15 protein-coding genes are annotated in these 16309 nt (G+C 56.4%); 4 read left to right on the forward strand and 11 right to left on the reverse strand.

From position 1 onward, the window contains the following. Positions 1-8 precede the first annotated feature (8 nt). From ACXKZG_RS19925 to pmbA, 6 genes are all read right to left on the reverse strand, one after another. Positions 9-785: a DUF4311 domain-containing protein gene (locus ACXKZG_RS19925; RefSeq protein ID WP_106381837.1), complete on the reverse strand. Its 777-nt coding sequence runs from the start codon at positions 783-785 to the stop codon at positions 9-11. A 67-nt stretch (positions 786-852) separates the two neighbouring features. Further along, positions 853-1149 carry a DUF4312 family protein gene (locus ACXKZG_RS19930; protein WP_013200523.1) on the reverse strand — a complete coding sequence of 99 codons (297 nt, stop codon included), beginning with the start codon at positions 1147-1149 and terminating at the stop codon, positions 853-855. A gap of 3 nt (positions 1150-1152) precedes the next feature. Continuing rightward, a complete protein-coding gene (locus ACXKZG_RS19935) occupies positions 1153-1515 on the reverse strand; it encodes an SFCGS family glycine-rich protein (RefSeq protein WP_013200522.1) in 363 nt (120 codons plus the stop codon). A 55-nt stretch (positions 1516-1570) separates the two neighbouring features. Further along, positions 1571-1837 carry a glycine dehydrogenase gene (locus ACXKZG_RS19940; protein ID WP_241199784.1) on the reverse strand — a complete coding sequence of 89 codons (267 nt, stop codon included), beginning with the start codon at positions 1835-1837 and terminating at the stop codon, positions 1571-1573. A gap of 495 nt (positions 1838-2332) precedes the next feature. Continuing rightward, positions 2333-2716 (reverse strand): cytochrome b562, encoded by a 384-nt coding sequence (cybC, locus tag ACXKZG_RS19945; RefSeq protein ID WP_013200520.1) that lies wholly within the window; start codon positions 2714-2716, stop codon positions 2333-2335. A gap of 110 nt (positions 2717-2826) precedes the next feature. Continuing rightward, positions 2827-4167, reverse strand: a complete 1341-nt coding sequence (pmbA, locus tag ACXKZG_RS19950; protein ID WP_151038410.1) for a metalloprotease PmbA — start codon at positions 4165-4167, stop codon at positions 2827-2829. A 164-nt stretch (positions 4168-4331) separates the two neighbouring features. Here pmbA and yjgA point away from each other — a divergent pair, with 164 nt between their 5' ends. Beyond that, positions 4332-4877: a ribosome biogenesis factor YjgA gene (yjgA, locus tag ACXKZG_RS19955; RefSeq protein WP_013200518.1), complete on the forward strand. Its 546-nt coding sequence runs from the start codon at positions 4332-4334 to the stop codon at positions 4875-4877. Positions 4878-4956: 79 nt separating this feature from the next. Here the strand turns inward: yjgA and mpl are convergent, their stop codons facing one another. Next, on the reverse strand, positions 4957-6312 hold the full coding sequence (mpl, locus tag ACXKZG_RS19960; RefSeq protein WP_488875342.1) for a UDP-N-acetylmuramate:L-alanyl-gamma-D-glutamyl-meso-diaminopimelate ligase: 1356 nt from the start codon (positions 6310-6312) through the stop codon (positions 4957-4959). A 169-nt stretch (positions 6313-6481) separates the two neighbouring features. Between mpl and fbp the strand changes: the two genes are divergently transcribed. After that, a complete protein-coding gene (gene fbp / locus ACXKZG_RS19965; RefSeq protein ID WP_013200516.1) occupies positions 6482-7480 on the forward strand; it encodes a class 1 fructose-bisphosphatase in 999 nt (332 codons plus the stop codon). Between the two features lie 74 nt (positions 7481-7554). On the opposite strand, the gene ACXKZG_RS19970 is transcribed toward fbp, so the two are convergent. Next, entirely contained in the window at positions 7555-9117 is a 1563-nt protein-coding gene (locus tag ACXKZG_RS19970; RefSeq protein ID WP_488875343.1) for a methyl-accepting chemotaxis protein, read from the reverse strand. Between the two features lie 171 nt (positions 9118-9288). Between ACXKZG_RS19970 and ACXKZG_RS19975 the strand changes: the two genes are divergently transcribed. After that, positions 9289-9690 (forward strand): lysozyme inhibitor LprI family protein, encoded by a 402-nt coding sequence (locus ACXKZG_RS19975; protein WP_134823323.1) that lies wholly within the window; start codon positions 9289-9291, stop codon positions 9688-9690. Between the two features lie 154 nt (positions 9691-9844). After that, positions 9845-10375: an inorganic diphosphatase gene (ppa, locus tag ACXKZG_RS19980; RefSeq protein ID WP_013200513.1), complete on the forward strand. Its 531-nt coding sequence runs from the start codon at positions 9845-9847 to the stop codon at positions 10373-10375. A 62-nt stretch (positions 10376-10437) separates the two neighbouring features. Here ppa and ACXKZG_RS19985 read toward each other — a convergent pair whose 3' ends face one another. From ACXKZG_RS19985 to tamA, 3 genes are read right to left on the reverse strand one after another with little or no spacing between them, the layout of a single operon-like run. Beyond that, positions 10438-10791, reverse strand: a complete 354-nt coding sequence (locus ACXKZG_RS19985; RefSeq protein ID WP_013200512.1) for a gamma-glutamylcyclotransferase family protein — start codon at positions 10789-10791, stop codon at positions 10438-10440. A 2-nt stretch (positions 10792-10793) separates the two neighbouring features. Further along, the gene (gene tamB / locus ACXKZG_RS19990; protein WP_488875344.1) at positions 10794-14567 is read right to left on the reverse strand and encodes an autotransporter assembly complex protein TamB; all 3774 of its coding nucleotides are present in this window, start codon (positions 14565-14567) and stop codon (positions 10794-10796) included. Next, positions 14564-16279 carry an autotransporter assembly complex protein TamA gene (gene tamA / locus ACXKZG_RS19995; protein WP_013200510.1) on the reverse strand — a complete coding sequence of 572 codons (1716 nt, stop codon included), beginning with the start codon at positions 16277-16279 and terminating at the stop codon, positions 14564-14566. Before tamA ends, tamB begins: the two co-directional genes overlap by 4 nt. Between the last annotated feature and the right edge of the window lie 30 nt (positions 16280-16309).

Genomic DNA, 16309 nt, shown 5'->3' on the forward strand with positions numbered 1-16309 from the left:
CGTTCCTCTTATTTGCCGCTCAGGGAGTTGTGGATCATATCCAGCCAGCCTGGGACGCCCAGTTGGAAGGACTGCAGCACTTTCATATCGAAGCCGCGGAAGAAGCCGCTCAGCACGAACAGCAGCACAATCGCCGCCATCATCACCTTGGTGACTTTGTTCCAGCCGGCTTCTTCGACGCCTTTACCGATCAGGATACCCAGCACCAGGCCAGGGACGGCGTTACCCATGATCAGCTGCGCCAGGCCGCCGAAGATGGTGGCCCAGAAGCCCGATTTTTTGCCGGCATCGATCGCCGCCAGCCAGAAGATCACCGGCATCACGGTGTTCACCAGCAGGTTAGCCGCAGGCACCAGCACTTTCACTGCGGTCACCTGCAGCGCGGCCGGCACCGCTGAGGCGGTAGAGTTGAGGAAGGCCACGACGATCATGCCGATGATGCCGCAGGCAATCGCCATTTTTTTCGGATCGTGCAGGGTTTCTGCCACGTTGCGGTTTTTCACCATCAGTGCCGCCGCGCCCCAGTGTGGGATGATGCGGTGGTCAACGTCCTGGGTGAAAGAACCGGCTGCAACCGACGATGCCCAGGCGTTGAAGAAGAAGCCCAGGCCAAAGGAGAAGTGAGAAGCAGGATCGCCTTCACAGGAATTCAGTTCACCCAGTGTACGAAATGCCCCCATCCCCTGCGTTGTTGGCGCGTGGAACATGCGCGCCGCTCCGGCGCCAACGCCCACACCGACAAGACCGCCGATAATAAGTGACTTAAAGAGAATAATTAAAAACATCAGTCTTCCTTTCAGGCTTTCGCCAACGTTTTTAAATCAGGTTATTGCTGCCCTTACAGGCAGTGCTTTATTGCGAAACGAAACTGACTTTGTCAGTGTCGATCACCGTTACGTTGACGGTAATATCCAGCTCGACGCTGTAACTCCGCCGTTGTCTTGCCAGAAAGAAGAACAAAAACTTCTCCTGCCTGACACTCTCCCGGGCCTGAACCACCTTCACATCCTCTGGTTCAATCCGCAGCAGAACCTTGTTGGTCGATTTCAGCACGGTGTTCTGAACCCGGCTTAGCGCATCGGCAAAGGCGCGCTCTTTGCTGTCGCCTTTGCCGCTGACGTTCACCGTGGTAGTGAATTGTTCCTTCATCGATCAGCTACCGTGCTTCTTGTTCCACGCCTGAACCAGACGCTCGCCCAACTCTTCTTTGTCCATAAAGCCGAAGCCCAGTACGGTGGCACCTTCGTTGATGGCGGTAACGCCTTCGTCGACGGAACGCATACCGTGCTTCGCCTTGTAGCCATATTTGTTCTGTGCGGTGATCGCACCCGCGCCGCCGCTGCCGCAGAAGGAGATGCCGAAAGAGGCGCCTTCCGCTTTCATCACGTCGCCCAGCTTCATATCTGCCGCCACGCCAGGCACAACCACGGCTTTCCCGCCCGCTTTCTCAACGCCTGCCGCCACTTTCTGGCCTTTACCTAAACGATCGCCGATTACTACGATGACTTGTGACATGGTGAATTCCTCAATGTTGAATTTTTACCGGACCTGGCTGGCAGGCCCTGCGGGATTAGTCGTTTTCTTTCGCCACTTCAAAGTGGACGGAGAGCAGCCAGGCCTCTTCTTTTGGCAAATTGCCAAACAGATCGACCACCTGTTGCGCCAGAGCCATGGATTCCGGGGAGATATCTTCAAACAGCTCCTCTTCCACTTCAGGCAGCGGCTCGCCGGTCAGTGAGCGCAGCGCCATGGCCTTAACATGCGACGCCAGCATCTGCTGCTGAACAGCGTTAGGGACGATAGCTTTTGCCGCAAAGAGGTCGGCAATCTGCGCCATCACTTTGCCTGCCAGCGCCTGAATAGCCTGATCGTCGTCGGTCGTGCTCACGGATACCGCTCCATTATTCACTCTCTGCTCCTCATGTTCCGCTCGGACTCTGGCCTGAAACGGGGTTTATTCGCGTTACAAACAAATTAGTCCTCCGGCAGGCAACTGTGTAGACCGACTTTTTCCACTTCGAAGTGGAAATAGCACCGAGCGGTGTGGCTTGTGCCACAGAATCGTTAATTCATGCATAAAAGAGGAGGAAATGAGAGGAAAGTCACAGAACAGGGCTGGTATTCGCTAAGCCAATGCATTGACGGGAATTTTTTGCAGCGAAAAATGCGTCTGAAGAGGTCAGTGATATAGGAAAAACTTATCTCAGGGATATTTCAGCCATCGTTCAACAGGAAATTGGCGCGGAGCGGGAGAATGTCGGCAGGATAAAAGGCGTTATTTACAGGCGTGGCGTCACAGCGTAAATAAATGGGCTCCTGAGAGCCCGGGAAATTAACGAAACTTTTTGTGGTTCTCATTACGGGTTGCGGTGAATTTCTTCGCTTCCGCTTTCGCACCGGCCAGATCGCCCGCGTCGGCCAGCTTCATGCTGCTGTCAATCTGACCAATCAGCGTGTCGAGGCCCGCGTGGTAATCTTTGATTTCGGCACTGTCCGCGGGTTTGCCTTTCAGCTTATCCGGGGTTTGCGTTTTGGCATCTTCCGCCGCACCGCGCATGCTGGTCAGGGCTTTTTTAAACTCACCGACATCGTCGGTTTTACTGACGGTATGTAAACCCGCATTCAGGGTGTCCATATCGTCTTCCAGGCTGGCCATCGCCGACACGCTGGAGAACAACAGGGAGGCGGTCATCACGGCTAACAAGGCTCTACGCATTGCTCAATTCCTTCTTTTTATATGAGAAGTAAGACAATTTTTATTTGAAAAGCACGACAAAAAAGGGTGACCAAAAGGCCACCCCATAATAATACGCAAAAATGACGAAATTACTGCCCGGCGATTTTCATTTCGGGCAGCAGCACCGATCCACACTGAATGTTACTGCGCAGCTCAATATCGCTGCCGACGGTGACCATGTTCATCCACATGTCTTTGAGGTTGCCCGCGATGGTCACTTCGCTGACCGGATACTGAATCTCGCCGTTTTCAACCCAGAAGCCAGCCGCCCCGCGAGAATAATCGCCGGTCATGCCGCTCACGCCCTGCCCCATCAGCTCGGTGACCACCAGGCCGGTACCCATTTTCTTCAGCAGCTGATCGAAGCTGTCGCCCTGACCGGCGATGCGCCAGTTATGGATGCCGCCAGCGTGACCGGTGCTTTGCAGCCCCAGCTTGCGCGCCGAGTAGCTGGTTAACAGCCAGGTTTGCAGCACGCCATCTTTGACGATGTCACGCTGCTGGGTGCGCACGCCTTCGCTGTCGAACGGCGTCGAGGCCAGCCCTTTCAGCAGATGCGGCTGTTCCTGAATGGTCAGCCACTCCGGCAGGATCTGCTGGCCCATCGAATCGAGCAGGAAGGTGGATTTGCGGTAGACGCTGCCGCCGCTGATGGCCCCCACAAGGTGACCAAACAGGCCGGTGGCCACTTCCGCGGCAAACAGCACCGGTGCTTTCATGGTGGACAGCTTGCGCGGAGAAAGACGGGACAGGGTGCGACGGGCGCACTCTTCACCGACCCACTCCGGGGATTTCAGATCTTCAATCGCCCGGCCAATGGTATAGGCATAATCGCGTTCCATATCGCCATTGGCTTCGGCAATCACGCTGCTGGAGATCGAGTGGCGGCTGGAGGAGTATCCCTGGATCATGCCGTGGCTGTTACCGAACACCTTCATGCCGATATGGCTGTTAAAGCTGCCGCCTTCGGTGTTGGTGATGCGCTTGTCGGCCTTCAGCGCGGCCTGCTCTGCGCGGGCCGCCATTTCGATCGCCCGATCCGGATCGAGATCGGTCGGATGGAACAGATCGAGATCCGGCGCATCGAAGGCCAGCAGCTCACGATCCGCCGGACCGGCAAACGGATCCGCGGTGGTGAATTTGGCGATATCGATGGCGGCCTGCACGGTGCGCTTGATCGCATCCGGGCTAAGATCGGTAGAGGACGCGCTGCCCTTGCGGTTCTGATGATAAACGGTGATGCCAAGGGCACCATCGCTGTTGAATTCTACGTTTTCCACTTCGCCAAAGCGCGTGCTGACGCTGATGCCGGTGGTTTTGGTCACGGCGACTTCCGCTCCATCGGTGCTGACTTTTGCCAGTTCGAGTGCTGTTGCTACCGCCTGTTCGAGGGTTTTACGCTGTTCTGCAACTTGGGAGAGTAATTTCATCGACCTACCATATAATTAACAGAGGGCTTTTCTGGAGCGGGTAAAACGCCAGATTGCCTGACTCTTTAGTGATTAAGGTTCATTTGAGTCTAACAGACTCAGAGAACAATTTCGCAGTAGCCACGTAACCTGATAGCATGAGCCTCTTTTTTAGGGAGCCCCCAATGACCAAACAGCCTGACGACTGGCTTGATGATGTACCAGATGACAAAGAAGAAGAAGACGAAGAGATTATCTGGGTCAGTAAAAGTGAAATCAAACGTGACGCCGAGGAGCTTAAGCGCCTGGGTTTAGAATTGATGGAACTGAGCAAAAACTCGCTGGATAAAATCCCGCTGGATGAAGACCTGCGCACCGCCATTGAGCTGGCTCAGAAGATCAAGAAAGAAGCGCGTCGCCGTCAGCTTCAGCTGATCGGTAAAATGCTGCGCTCCCGCGATGAAGAGCCGATCCGCCTGGCGCTGGATAAGCTGAAGAACCGTCACAACCAGCAGGTTGCGCTGTTCCATAAGCTGGAAGTGCTGCGCGATCGTCTGGTTGCCGAAGGCGATGAGGTGGTGCCGGACGTGCTGGCGCTCTATCCCGAGGCCGACCGTCAGCAGCTGCGTGCGATGATCCGCAATGCGCAGAAAGAGAAAGCCGCTAACAAACCGCCAAAAGCCTTCCGCCAGATCTTCCAGTATCTGCGTGAGCTTGCCGAAGCCAAATAAACCGGGCGGAAACCGTTCCGCCCTTTTGTTGCGCTTCTGAACTCTGGCAAGAGACTTTCCTGCCAGGGTTTTCGCCTGATTACTTCGCCAGTCTGTCCAGCAGCTTCTGATGAATACCACCAAAGCCACCGTTGCTCATCACCAGAATGGTGTCGCCCGGCTGCGCCACTTTCACAATCATCTCAACCAGCACATCCACATCCGGGCTCCAGTGCGCCGGCTGCGAGCAGGCTTCCGCCACTTCTGAAACCTGCCACGGAATATGGTGCGGCTGCAGCAGGAACACTTCATCCGCACGCGCCAGTGCCGGCGCCAGATCGTCCTTGCTGATGCCCATTTTCATGGTATTAGAACGCGGTTCCAGTACGGCCAGAATACGGGCAGTGCCGCCAACCTTGCTGCGTAAGGCGGTCATGGTAGCGAGGATCGCCGTTGGGTGATGGGCAAAGTCGTCATAGACTTTGACGCCGTTGGCTTCACCGCGCAGTTCCAGGCGGCGACGGGCGTTGATAAAGTCGTTCAGCGCCAGACCGGCATCCTCCGGTTTAATGCCGACGTGACGTGCGGCGGCGATCGCCATCATGCCGTTATGCATGTTGTGTTCGCCCACCAGCGCCCAGTTCACTTCCGCCACGCGCTCACCGTCCAGCCAGACTTCCCAACGAGAGGCGTCCGGCGTCAGCTTTTTCGCCTGCCAGTGACCGGAGTCGCCAACGGTTTCCTGTTCGCTCCAGCAGCCCATCGCCATCACCTGCTTGATGTTGACGTCGTGATCCGGCATCAGGATTTTGCCCTGGCCTGGGACGATCCGCACCAGATGGTGGAACTGGCGCTGGATCGCTTTCAGATCGTCAAAAATATCCGCGTGATCAAACTCAAGGTTGTTGAGGATCAGCGTGCGCGGGCAGTAATGCACGAATTTGGAACGCTTGTCGAAGAAGGCGCAGTCATATTCGTCGGCTTCAATCACGAAGAATGGGCTTTTTCCTAAAGTTGCCGAGACATCGAAGTTTCCCGGCACGCCCCCGATCACGAAGCCCGGTTCGAGGCCGCACGCCTGTAAAATCCATGCCGCCATCCCCGCCGTGGTGGTTTTTCCATGGGTTCCGGCCACCGCAATGACCCAACGGTCACGCAGCACGAAATCATGCAGCCATTGCGGGCCTGAGAGGTAAGGAATGTTGCGCTCGAGTACCGCTTCAACACAGGCATTTCCGCGCGTCATCGCATTACCGATGATCACTAAATCCGGCGCAGGATCGAGCAGGGAAGCATCATAACCCTGAATTAAATCAATACCTTGTTTTTCAAGCAGCGTGCTCATCGGCGGATAAACGTTCGCATCTGAACCCGTCACTTCATGGCCCAGTGCCCGGGCCAGTACGGCCAGGCCACCCATGAAGGTGCCACAGATACCGAGGATATGAATACGCATAAAATGATCCGTTAACAGGAAAGTCCGGCGCACAGTGTAGCGTCCTCATCGCGAGGAAGAAACGGATTTGCCCTATGTTCTTTAGTGTCCAATCGGCTAGACTGCTTACGCATACGTTGGCAGTTTGTAAATCAGGCTGCTGTTCAACCGCAGATTCAGGGATAGTGTTATGAAAACGTTAGGCGAATTCATCGTCGAGAAGCAACACGACTTTCCTCACGCCACAGGTGAACTGACGGCGCTGATTTCAGCCATCAAACTGGGCGCGAAGATTATCCACCGTGATATCAACAAAGCCGGTCTGGTGGATATTCTCGGCGCCTCCGGCGTAGAGAACATTCAGGGCGAGCAGCAGATGAAGCTCGATCTGTTTGCCAATGAAAAACTCAAAGCAGCATTGAAAGCGCGCGGGATCGTTGCCGGTATCGCCTCCGAAGAAGAAGATGAGATCGTGATCTTCGAAGGTGTCGAGAACGGCAAGTACGTGGTGCTGATGGATCCGCTGGATGGCTCGTCAAACATCGACGTTAACGTCTCTGTGGGCACCATCTTCTCCATCTACCGTCGTATCACCCCAGCCGGCACGCCAGTCACGGAAGAAGACTTCCTGCAGCCGGGCAACCAGCAGGTTGCTGCGGGTTATGTGGTTTACGGTTCGTCCACCATGCTGGTTTACACCACCGGCTGTGGCGTTCACGCCTTCACCTACGACCCGTCACTGGGCGTATTCTGCCTTAGCGCGGAAAAAATGGAGTTTCCGGAAGCGGGCTACACCTACTCCATTAACGAAGGAAACTACATCCGTTTCCCTCAGGGCGTGAAGAAATACCTGAAATTCTGTCAGGAAGAAGACGTTGCCACGCATCGTCCGTATACCTCACGTTACATCGGTTCTCTGGTTGCAGATTTCCACCGCAACCTTTTGAAAGGCGGCATCTACCTCTACCCAAGCACCGCCAGCCACCCGAAAGGCAAGCTGCGCCTGCTGTATGAGTGCAACCCGATGGCCTTCCTGGCCGAGCAGGCCGGTGGTAAAGCCAGCGACGGTAAAAACCGTATTCTGGATCTGACCCCGGAAACCCTGCACGAGCGTTCACCGTTCTTCGTCGGTAATACCGCGATGGTAGAAGATCAGGAACGTTTCCTGCGCGAGTTCCCGGACGCGTAACGCCTCCTGCGAGCCAGATAAAAAAAGGGCGATCTGACGATCGCCCTTTTTATTTCCCGTCTTTAAGCAGCCTGTCAGGCTGGGCTGACCTTAAACACCGCCATTGACTGCACCAGCTGCTGAGACTGCTCCTCCAGCGACTGGGTGGCGGCCATCGCCTGCTCGACCAGCGCGGCATTCTGCTGTGCCACCTCATCCATCTGCGTCACCGCCTGGTTCACCTGCTCGATGCCATGACTCTGCTCCTGAGACGCGCTGGAAATCTCCTTCATCAGCGTGGTCACCCGCATCACTTCGCTGGCGATTTCGTCCATGGTCTCTCCGGCTTTGGTCGCCATCTCCGAGCCTTCGCTGACCCGGCTTTGCGATTCAGCGATCAGCGTGCGGATCTCTTTCGCCGCCGTGGCACTGCGCTGCGCCAGGTTACGCACCTCGCTGGCGACCACGGCAAAGCCTCTGCCCTGTTCTCCGGCGCGTGCGGCCTCTACCGAGGCGTTCAGCGCGAGGATGTTGGTCTGGAAGGCGATGCCGTCAATCACGCCGAGGATGTCGCCAATGCGCTTAGAGCTGTTGGAGATCTCCTGCATCTTATCCATCACGTAGCTCACCACTTCGCTACCACGATCGGCGCTGTCAGAAACCGACCTTGCCAGCTGATGTGCCTGGCTGGCGTTATCGGCATTCAGCTTCACCGTCGCCGTCAGTTGCTCCATGCTGGCGGCAGTTTGCTCCAGCGACGCCGCTGACTCCTCGGTGCGCTGAGAGAGGTTGATGTTGCCCGAAGAGAGCTCACGGCTGCCGATATCAATTTGCAGGCTGGCATCGCGCACCCGGCTGACCGAGAGCTGCAGAGAGCTCTGCATCGCCGCCAGCGCCGCGTTCAGTCGTCCCAGCTCATTGTTGCCACTTTCCGGCAGTGCCTGGGTTAAATCGCCTGCGGCGACGAATTCCAGATGCCCGATGGCGGACTCGAGCGGTTTCAGCAGGATCGCCCGCAACAGCAGCCAGGCGACGGAAAGCAGGATCACCGTCAGAACGCCGCAGCACAGGATCAAAAGGGTCAGCATTTTCTGGTTGTGAGCGGCTTCCGCCAGCTGCGCATCCGTGACCTGATTGGCATAGACGTTGAAAGCATCGGCCGCTTTGGTAAAGGTGTTATTTAACGCGGTGAGCTTTTCTTCCAGAACGGTGTAATAACCGTCGGTGTTTTGCTTTTGCAGCGCATCCAGCATCGGCATGATGCCCTGCTGCAGATAGACGTCATAACTGGCGACAATGTCATCGGAGAGCTTTTTGCCATGCGCGGTCACCGTGCCGGCATCCACAAAGGTTTTTAAGCCTTTTTTTGAGAGTTCGATATAGGCACTGACCCGCTGAGTGGCAAGGGTGGCCTCATCAATCATCCCTATTTCCATCTTCCTTACCGATAACGCTGCCGTGGTGCGCGCATGAAGCAGGCTGTTATTGGTAAGCGATAAGCTGTTTAACTCGATACCCTGAATGCGGTTGACCACCTCCAGCGATCGATTCCCTTTGTTAATGGCAACGATGCCCATCAGGCTAACGCCCAGTAGCATCAACGTCATCAGCGCTAACAACACTAATAACCCCGTTCGAATCGAAATTTTTCTAAGCATGATTTTGTGTGACCCTCGAAAAAGCAAATAGTCCAGGAACCCAAAAAGCGAAGAAGGTATCGGCAGGGTCGCGGGCAATCTTTAGCGCTGATGAAGTGAAAAGGATTGACGACTGCGGCTGACTTGATAAGGATCAATTTTTGCCCATGACCCTACAGAAGGAATTGTCCGATGAAAAAAACCATTGCGATTACAGGCCTGTTAATGGCGTTTTACAGCCACGCAGACGTGAGCCCGATTGATACCGCCCAGCAACAATGCCTGGATAAAGCCTCTACCACCGTGGCCATGCAGCAGTGTTTTAGCGCAGCGAATCAGGCCTGGGACAGTGAAATGAATCAGCAATACGGCAAACTGACAGCCACGCTAAACAGTGAGCAGAAAGCCAAATTACGCACCGCACAGCGTGCCTGGCTGAAATACCGCGACAGCTGGCTGGATGCCACCAAAGCCCGGCTGAGCGATGGCGGCACCATGGCGTCATTACAGGTGGGCGCGCAGAGCGTAAGCCTGGTAAAAAACCAGGCCTTAGTGCTGAAATCGTTGGCGGATGGCAACAGCGGCAACCCTTAACAAGGGGCCATCCGCGCATCGAAGGGGAAGATTCTCCCTACAGGCCGTAAGGCCAGTACTGGAGCATTCCTAAAGGGCAAAAAGGGGGGATACTTTCCAACTCAGTTGGCTATAATGAGCGTCACTTGTTTAAGGCTGAATGAAGGAATTGACCATGAGTTTGACCCAGGTTCCAGCGGGCAAAGACCTGCCAGAAGATATCTATGTTGTTATTGAGATCCCGGCCAATGCCGATCCGATCAAATATGAAGTCGACAAAGATACCGGTGCCCTGTTCGTTGACCGCTTTATGTCTACCGCGATGTTCTATCCGTGCAACTACGGTTACATCAACCACACCCTGTCTTTAGACGGTGACCCGGTAGATGTACTGGTCCCTACCGCCTATCCGCTGCAGCCGGGCTCGGTTATCCGTTGCCGTCCTGTTGGCGTGCTGAAAATGACCGACGAATCTGGCGAAGATGCCAAGGTTGTTGCCGTTCCGCACAGCAAGCTGACCAAAGAATACGATCACATCAAAGATGTGAACGACCTGCCAGAACTGCTGCGTGCGCAGATCACTCACTTCTTCGAGCAATACAAAGCGCTGGAAAAAGGCAAATGGGTGAAAGTTGAAGGCTGGGACGACGCGGCCGCAGCGAAAGCTGAAATCGTGACCTCTTTCGAGCGCGCTGCGAAGAAGTAATTCTCGCGACGAAGACGAAAAAAAACACCGCTCACTGAGCGGTGTTTTTATTTGCAGCAACCTCAGGTGGGTTTGGGTGCATTTTGTTGCAGCCAGTCGCCGCTGACAATATGCTCTCTCCCGACAATCGAACGCTGATACACATAGAGCCAGGCGCTGCCGTAAGGCGTTTGCACCAGCTCACGCTTGTACTCCCCGCCCTTGGTTCTGAGTGCATCGAGCTCGCCCAGTGTGGACGCATCGATACGGTAAACTTCACAGGCAACCTGCCCGCTACCCGCAACAACGCCGGGGTAAAGACCTAAACTATAAAGCGCGTAGCCGTCGATCTTATGATCGCCCAGCCACTGCCCGTTGGTCATCCAATGACTGTTGCCTTGCTTCCGTCTTAAGGTGCCGTAGACAATTATTCGCATTGCTAGAACTCAAACTGATAAAGCAAATCCAGGGCCTGATCGAGACCAGACACTGCTTCCAAATAGAGCTTGGGCATCAGGCGATAACGCAGGGTTAAGGTCGCCAGTGAATCAAATATGCCAACACCGTATTTTACCTGTAGACCCGGCAGAACGTAGCCACTGACCTGGACCTGCTGGCTGTCACCGACGCCGGCCGTATCCAGGGCGAGATTGCTTACGCCGAAGGTCTCCCCGATTTTACCCACAACCTGACCACTTTGTGCAAGCCCCAATCCCACTAATGCTGAGGTTACTGCACTGCTGTCGCTGCCATTCGAGTCCAGACCCTGTCCGCGAAGCAGGTAGGACAAGGCTTCCTGCTGTGACATTGCCGGATCGGAGAACACTTCCACCTTGGGCTCATCGGCCAGCCCGGTGACGCGCACGCCGGCGGTAACATCATTTTCCGTCGCTTCCGGGTTACGGATCGCTTCAATATTCAGGTACGGCTGATCCGCCGGACCGGAGAATTGCAGCTCACCTTTGCGCACAATCAGATCCTGTCCGTAAGCATGGAAGCGGCCGGAAGGAATGTTGATCTGGCCGTTCAGGCCCAGGCCACGACGGTCCTGCACCATTTTCAGATCGCCATTCAGTTTGGCTTTCAGACCAAAGGCGCTGATGCGCACATCGTCACCGACGTGGATCACCAGGTTGCTGTTAATCGGAATAGCGGTCGATTTCGGTGCGATAGGCTGCAGGTTTTTATCCAGCAGCACTTCATCCGACGACACGCCCACCGCGCTCTCCGGCACTTCCTGCACGTTGATGCGCGCCCACGGAATATCAACGCGACCATCGAGGTTGAACATTTGCGGCGTCGCTTCAAATACCAGGTCCGGCGAGACGTCCATCCGCACCATCGGCGGCACCGTCACGCGGATTTTATCGCCCTTGGCGGCGATCCGCGCCCGCCAGGCATCCAGCACACTCCAGTCCGCGCCACCGCTTAAGGTCAGCTGCCCTTTCGAGGTCTGAATCAGCCCTTCCAGCGTCGAGCTCATGCCGTTGAACACCATATTGAGGTTGGCGCTGGTCAGGTCGACCGGCATAAAGCTGCCGTCGACATCCACGTTCTTCAGCCCAAGCTGACCGAACACCTGCGGTTTCTGCAGGCTGCCGCCCAGACGAAGGTTGGAACTGACGATCCCCGCGACCTTTTCGCCTCTCATCAACGCCGGGTTCAGCAGCGCCAGCGACAGGTTAGCGATATTCACATTGCCTGACAGCGTGCGCTTGCCCTCGGGATCGGCAATTTGTACGTTGCCATCCAGCTGACCGTTATTGGCAATGCGGATCAGCCAGTCCAGCTGAGCGCGGCCATTGCGCATCGCGGCATTCAGGTTCAGCGTGTCGAACGCAATCGGCAACGTGTTGCCCTGCACGTTCTGCTCGACCTTCACGCCGTTGCCTTTCAGCGAGACGCGACCCTGCGGTAAACCACCGCCGGCGGTCCAGCTGACGTCCGCATCACCGCTGAACACGCCGCGAAGCTGGGTGTCTTCCGTGAGGAACGGCTTGGCCATCGCCAGGTCGAAGCGATTGAGCTGCACTTTGGCGTGGCCGGAAGGCCCGGCTTCAATGGTTTGCGGCACGCAGAGCTCGGCATTCGGATTGAGCCAGCAGTGCGGCCCGATGCTGACGGTCTGCTTGCTGTTGAGATAATCCAGCGTGATTGGGCGCGTCAGGCGCCATTCACCGACCGGGGTATCGAAGCGGGTGTTGTTGAGCGTGCCTTTCCAGCGCTGCTCAGCCCGGTCAAAACTGCCGTTCAGCGCCAGCTGGCCCGAGACCGGCTTGCCGTCGATATTCAGCTTCAGCTGATGCTGTTTTTCGCTGCCGCTGGCATCCAGAGTGATTTGCGAGATATCCAGCGCATCCTGCTTCAGTCGATCGACCTTCAGCGTCAGCTTACCCTGAACCTGCTCGCCGGAACTGACGTCGCCGTTCAGCGCAACGCGGGCAATGGTCAGCGCCTGCCAGCGCAGTCCCGTCCCGGTCAGATCCGCCAGCAGCTGCGGCTTTTTCAGATCGCCACGGGCTTTGATGGTGCCTTTCGCCACGCCGCCAAGGCCTGGCAACGCGTTGTCCAGATGCTGCGCATCAATATCGGCATCCAGGTTGAGCTTGTCGCCCAGCGATCCCTTCAGGTTGATATTGTTGCGGCCCAGCACCAGCTTCAGGCCCGGAATATCCCACTGGTTATAGCTGTTGCCGTATAGGGAACCGTCTGCGGTGACCGCGTTCTGCTTGACGTTGCCGCGCAGTTTCAGTTCCGGCACGCGCATCTGCCAACTGCCGCCATACAGGCTGCCGCGCGTGGAGATGTGACCTTCCAGCTTCGCCGGCCAGTCAGGATATTGCTTCGCGGTATTGATGCCAGACAGCGTCAGATCGCTGCGCCAGCTGATTGCCTTGCTCCAGTCCACCAGCGCCGTCAGGTCAATATTGCCTTCCAGCGCCGCAAGACGCAGTTTATCCAGCGAGAACTGCTCAATATTGCCTTTGCCGTCCAGCGCCACCGTAGCGGGCGGGATGCCCTGCCCTTTTAGTGCGGCCTTCAGCGACATCGCGTAATCCGTCGCTTTGCCCTTAAAGCTGAAGTTGAAATTATCTGCTTCGTACTGAATTTCACCGGTCAGCGGCCAGCGCAGCTGCGGGCTTTTCACATTCATTGCCAGCGGCAGGCCCACGTCGGCCAGGCGGGTATTGGCGTCCATCTGCACCTGAACCGGACCAGACAGATTCAACGCCATATTGAGCTGCTCGCGCAGGCCCCCGTCCAGCGTCATTTTGATCTTCTCGCCTTTGATCGGATCGACGTTGACGGTGCTGTTGAGCGTGAAGTTCACCGGCCAGTTGTCAGACAGCGTCGCTTGTCCCTGGGCGTTCAGCTGTCCCTGCGGCGAGTCAACATCCAGCGTCTCCAGATGCAGCAGTTTGTCCTGCGTTTTCGCTTTCACTAACAGGCGATTAACGGTGATATCGGTATCGCCGGTGATGCGCAGCTGCTCGCCAAGGATCTCTTGAACATCGACATCCAGCGGTATCTTGAAATCAGGCAGCTCCGGCAGCAACGGTTTGGCAAACATCGCTTTCAGCGTTTCGCCCAGCGGCGGTTCGTCGGCCTTCGGCTGCTGCACTTTTGGCTGCACAATCTGTTCATCGGCCACTTTCGCCGCCTTTGGCAGTGCGATCAGCAGCCCCTGAATATGGGTGGGATTCAGCGTCAGCGCACGGCCCTGCCAGCTAATGCCGGAGGTGAAGTCGGCGAGGGAAATCGCCGTGTCATCCACCTTCACATTGATATTGTGCAGCGCAAGCTGACGCAAGGTGATCGGATACGGCGTGCTGAGATCGCCTGAGGACGGCTCTTCTTCCGCCGGGGCAGGTGCCGCCGGCGCCATTTTCTTGCTGTCGACCACCACATTCACATCTTTCAGCGAGAGGTCGTTGACGCAGAAGGCACTGTGTTTCAGGCAGCCCAACTGTACCGCGAGGTGGAACTCGCCGGCGTTAACCGTGACGCCCGGCATTTCATACTGCACGCCGGTCAGCGTCAGGTTTCGCCAGCCGCCGTCCACCTGTTTGATTTGCAGCCCCGGAACCCAGCGCGCGGCGCCGTTAAGCAGCAGATGCAGGCCGGGCGTGGTGCCAATTAAAAAGGCGATGCCGCCCAGCAGCACCATCAGGAAGATCAGGATTCCAATAAGGACCTTTTTCCAACGACTCATAGTTCAGGCCCCAATCCGATATAAAACTGTACGTCACGATGTTCGTCATCGCCGATAGGACGGGCGATATCCAACTTGACCGGGCCGACCGGCGACTGCCAGCGCACGCCAAAACCGGCGCCGGTTTTCAGATCGGTCTGTTTGATGTCATTCACCGCTTCGCCGGAGTCGACGAACACCGCGCCCCACCATTTGCCGGTCACGTTGTATTGATATTCCAGCGAGCCGGTCGCCAGCTTGGACGCACCGGTCAGCTTGCCATCGTCATCGCGCGGCGAGATGCCTTTGTATTTATAACCACGAATGCTGCGATCGCCACCGGCGAAGAAACGCAGGTCCGGCGGCACTTTGTCGAAGTCATTGGTTTCAATCCAGCCGAGGTTGCCACGGGCCACAAAGCGGTGTTTATCTGCCAGCGTACGGATCCAGACGTTCTGCGCCTGCACCACCGCGAAGTCGATATCCGATCCCCATGTGGTGTCAGAGACATCTAACGAGTAACGCTGCGAATCGCCCCAAGTCGGCATCAGTCCGCCACGGGAGCGGGTGCGGTTAACGCTGACGCCAGGGTAGATCAGCATGGTGGTGTTGGTGACGTTACCCTGAGTAAAGTGATCGAGGCTCCAGCGCAGGTTAATCGCGCGCTGCCAGCCGGAAGACGAGTCCCAGTAACGGGAGGCCGCCAGCGTGGAGGAGTCGGATTTGGTGTCGTTGAGGTCGGTTTTTTTCAGGCCGCCCTGCAGCAGGTAGTACTGCTCAATGGGATTTTTCAGCAGCGGGATTTTATAGCTGAAATCCAGTTGCTGTTCAGGGGCGGAGATATTGGCACTGGTGGTCAGGCTGTGGCCGTAGCTGTTGACCCACGGCTTTTTCCAGGTGGCTTTCACCCGAGGCCCGACATCGGTGGAGTAGCCGACACCGGTTTCAATGGTGTTCTCGGTGCGTGGGCTGACGACGCCATGCAGCGGCAGAATTTTGGTTTTTCGTGATTTACTGAATTCTGGTGCCACCACTACCGAGTTAAACCAGCCGGTGGCGGATAAACGGCGGTTCAGTTCCGCCAGGTCACGAGAGCTGTAATAGTCGCCCTTTTTAAACGGCACCAGGTTTTGCAGATACTCTTCACGAATTTGCGATCCTTCAAAGCTGACGTCGCCAAAGCGGTAACGCTGGCCGCTGTCGTAATCGATATCCCAGAAGGCCTCACGGCGCTCTACAGAGACACCCAGCTGACTTTTGGTGTAGTCACCATCGAAGTAGCCTTTGCGCAGCGCCATGTTGCTGAGAGAGCTTTTAAAGCCGTCATAATCACTGTGGTTCAGCACGCCGCCGATTTTGCCACGGCCATTTTTGACCAGCGCCAGGTAATCTTTATCGGTGCGGGCTTCACCACGCAGGACCACCGTTTCACCGGCCAGCTTCACCGGTTCGCCGGCGGTGACTTTCGCCACCAGCACCGGCCTTTTACCGCCCGCCGGCGGCGGCTGCAGATCGAACTCGATGGTCGGTTCGTAATAGCCCAGCGCCTTCAGGCCTTCTTTTACCGCATCACTGACACGGGCACGGAAACGGCCATCCGCCGAGACTTCATCGCTCGAAATGGTGGACAACCGCGCACGGACGTTCTTTTGTAACTCCCCCGATAATCCCGTCACCTGCAAACGCACGGTCGCTGCTTCAGCGAACGGTGCAGCAGCTAAAAGACCTAACATGCAATAAACATGAATTCGTGGCACGCTGAC

The organism is Erwinia sp. 2186 (genome assembly GCF_057812255.1).

Coding starts and splice junctions, on each gene's coding strand:
- ACXKZG_RS19935 (WP_013200522.1), bottom strand. CDS start 1,515: ATGTCACAAGTCATCGTAGTAATCGGCGATCGTTTAGGTAAAGGCCAG.
- tamA (WP_013200510.1), bottom strand. CDS start 16,279: ATGTTAGGTCTTTTAGCTGCTGCACCGTTCGCTGAAGCAGCGACCGTG.
- mpl (WP_488875342.1), bottom strand. CDS start 6,312: ATGCGTATTCATATCCTCGGTATCTGTGGCACCTTCATGGGTGGCCTG.
- ACXKZG_RS19975 (WP_134823323.1), top strand. CDS start 9,289: ATGAAAAAAACCATTGCGATTACAGGCCTGTTAATGGCGTTTTACAGC.
- ACXKZG_RS19930 (WP_013200523.1), bottom strand. CDS start 1,149: ATGAAGGAACAATTCACTACCACGGTGAACGTCAGCGGCAAAGGCGAC.
- yjgA (WP_013200518.1), top strand. CDS start 4,332: ATGACCAAACAGCCTGACGACTGGCTTGATGATGTACCAGATGACAAA.
- ppa (WP_013200513.1), top strand. CDS start 9,845: ATGAGTTTGACCCAGGTTCCAGCGGGCAAAGACCTGCCAGAAGATATC.
- pmbA (WP_151038410.1), bottom strand. CDS start 4,167: ATGAAATTACTCTCCCAAGTTGCAGAACAGCGTAAAACCCTCGAACAG.
- ACXKZG_RS19925 (WP_106381837.1), bottom strand. CDS start 785: ATGTTTTTAATTATTCTCTTTAAGTCACTTATTATCGGCGGTCTTGTC.
- cybC (WP_013200520.1), bottom strand. CDS start 2,716: ATGCGTAGAGCCTTGTTAGCCGTGATGACCGCCTCCCTGTTGTTCTCC.
- tamB (WP_488875344.1), bottom strand. CDS start 14,567: ATGAGTCGTTGGAAAAAGGTCCTTATTGGAATCCTGATCTTCCTGATG.
- ACXKZG_RS19970 (WP_488875343.1), bottom strand. CDS start 9,117: ATGCTTAGAAAAATTTCGATTCGAACGGGGTTATTAGTGTTGTTAGCG.
- ACXKZG_RS19940 (WP_241199784.1), bottom strand. CDS start 1,837: ATGGCGCAGATTGCCGACCTCTTTGCGGCAAAAGCTATCGTCCCTAAC.
- ACXKZG_RS19985 (WP_013200512.1), bottom strand. CDS start 10,791: ATGCGAATAATTGTCTACGGCACCTTAAGACGGAAGCAAGGCAACAGT.
- fbp (WP_013200516.1), top strand. CDS start 6,482: ATGAAAACGTTAGGCGAATTCATCGTCGAGAAGCAACACGACTTTCCT.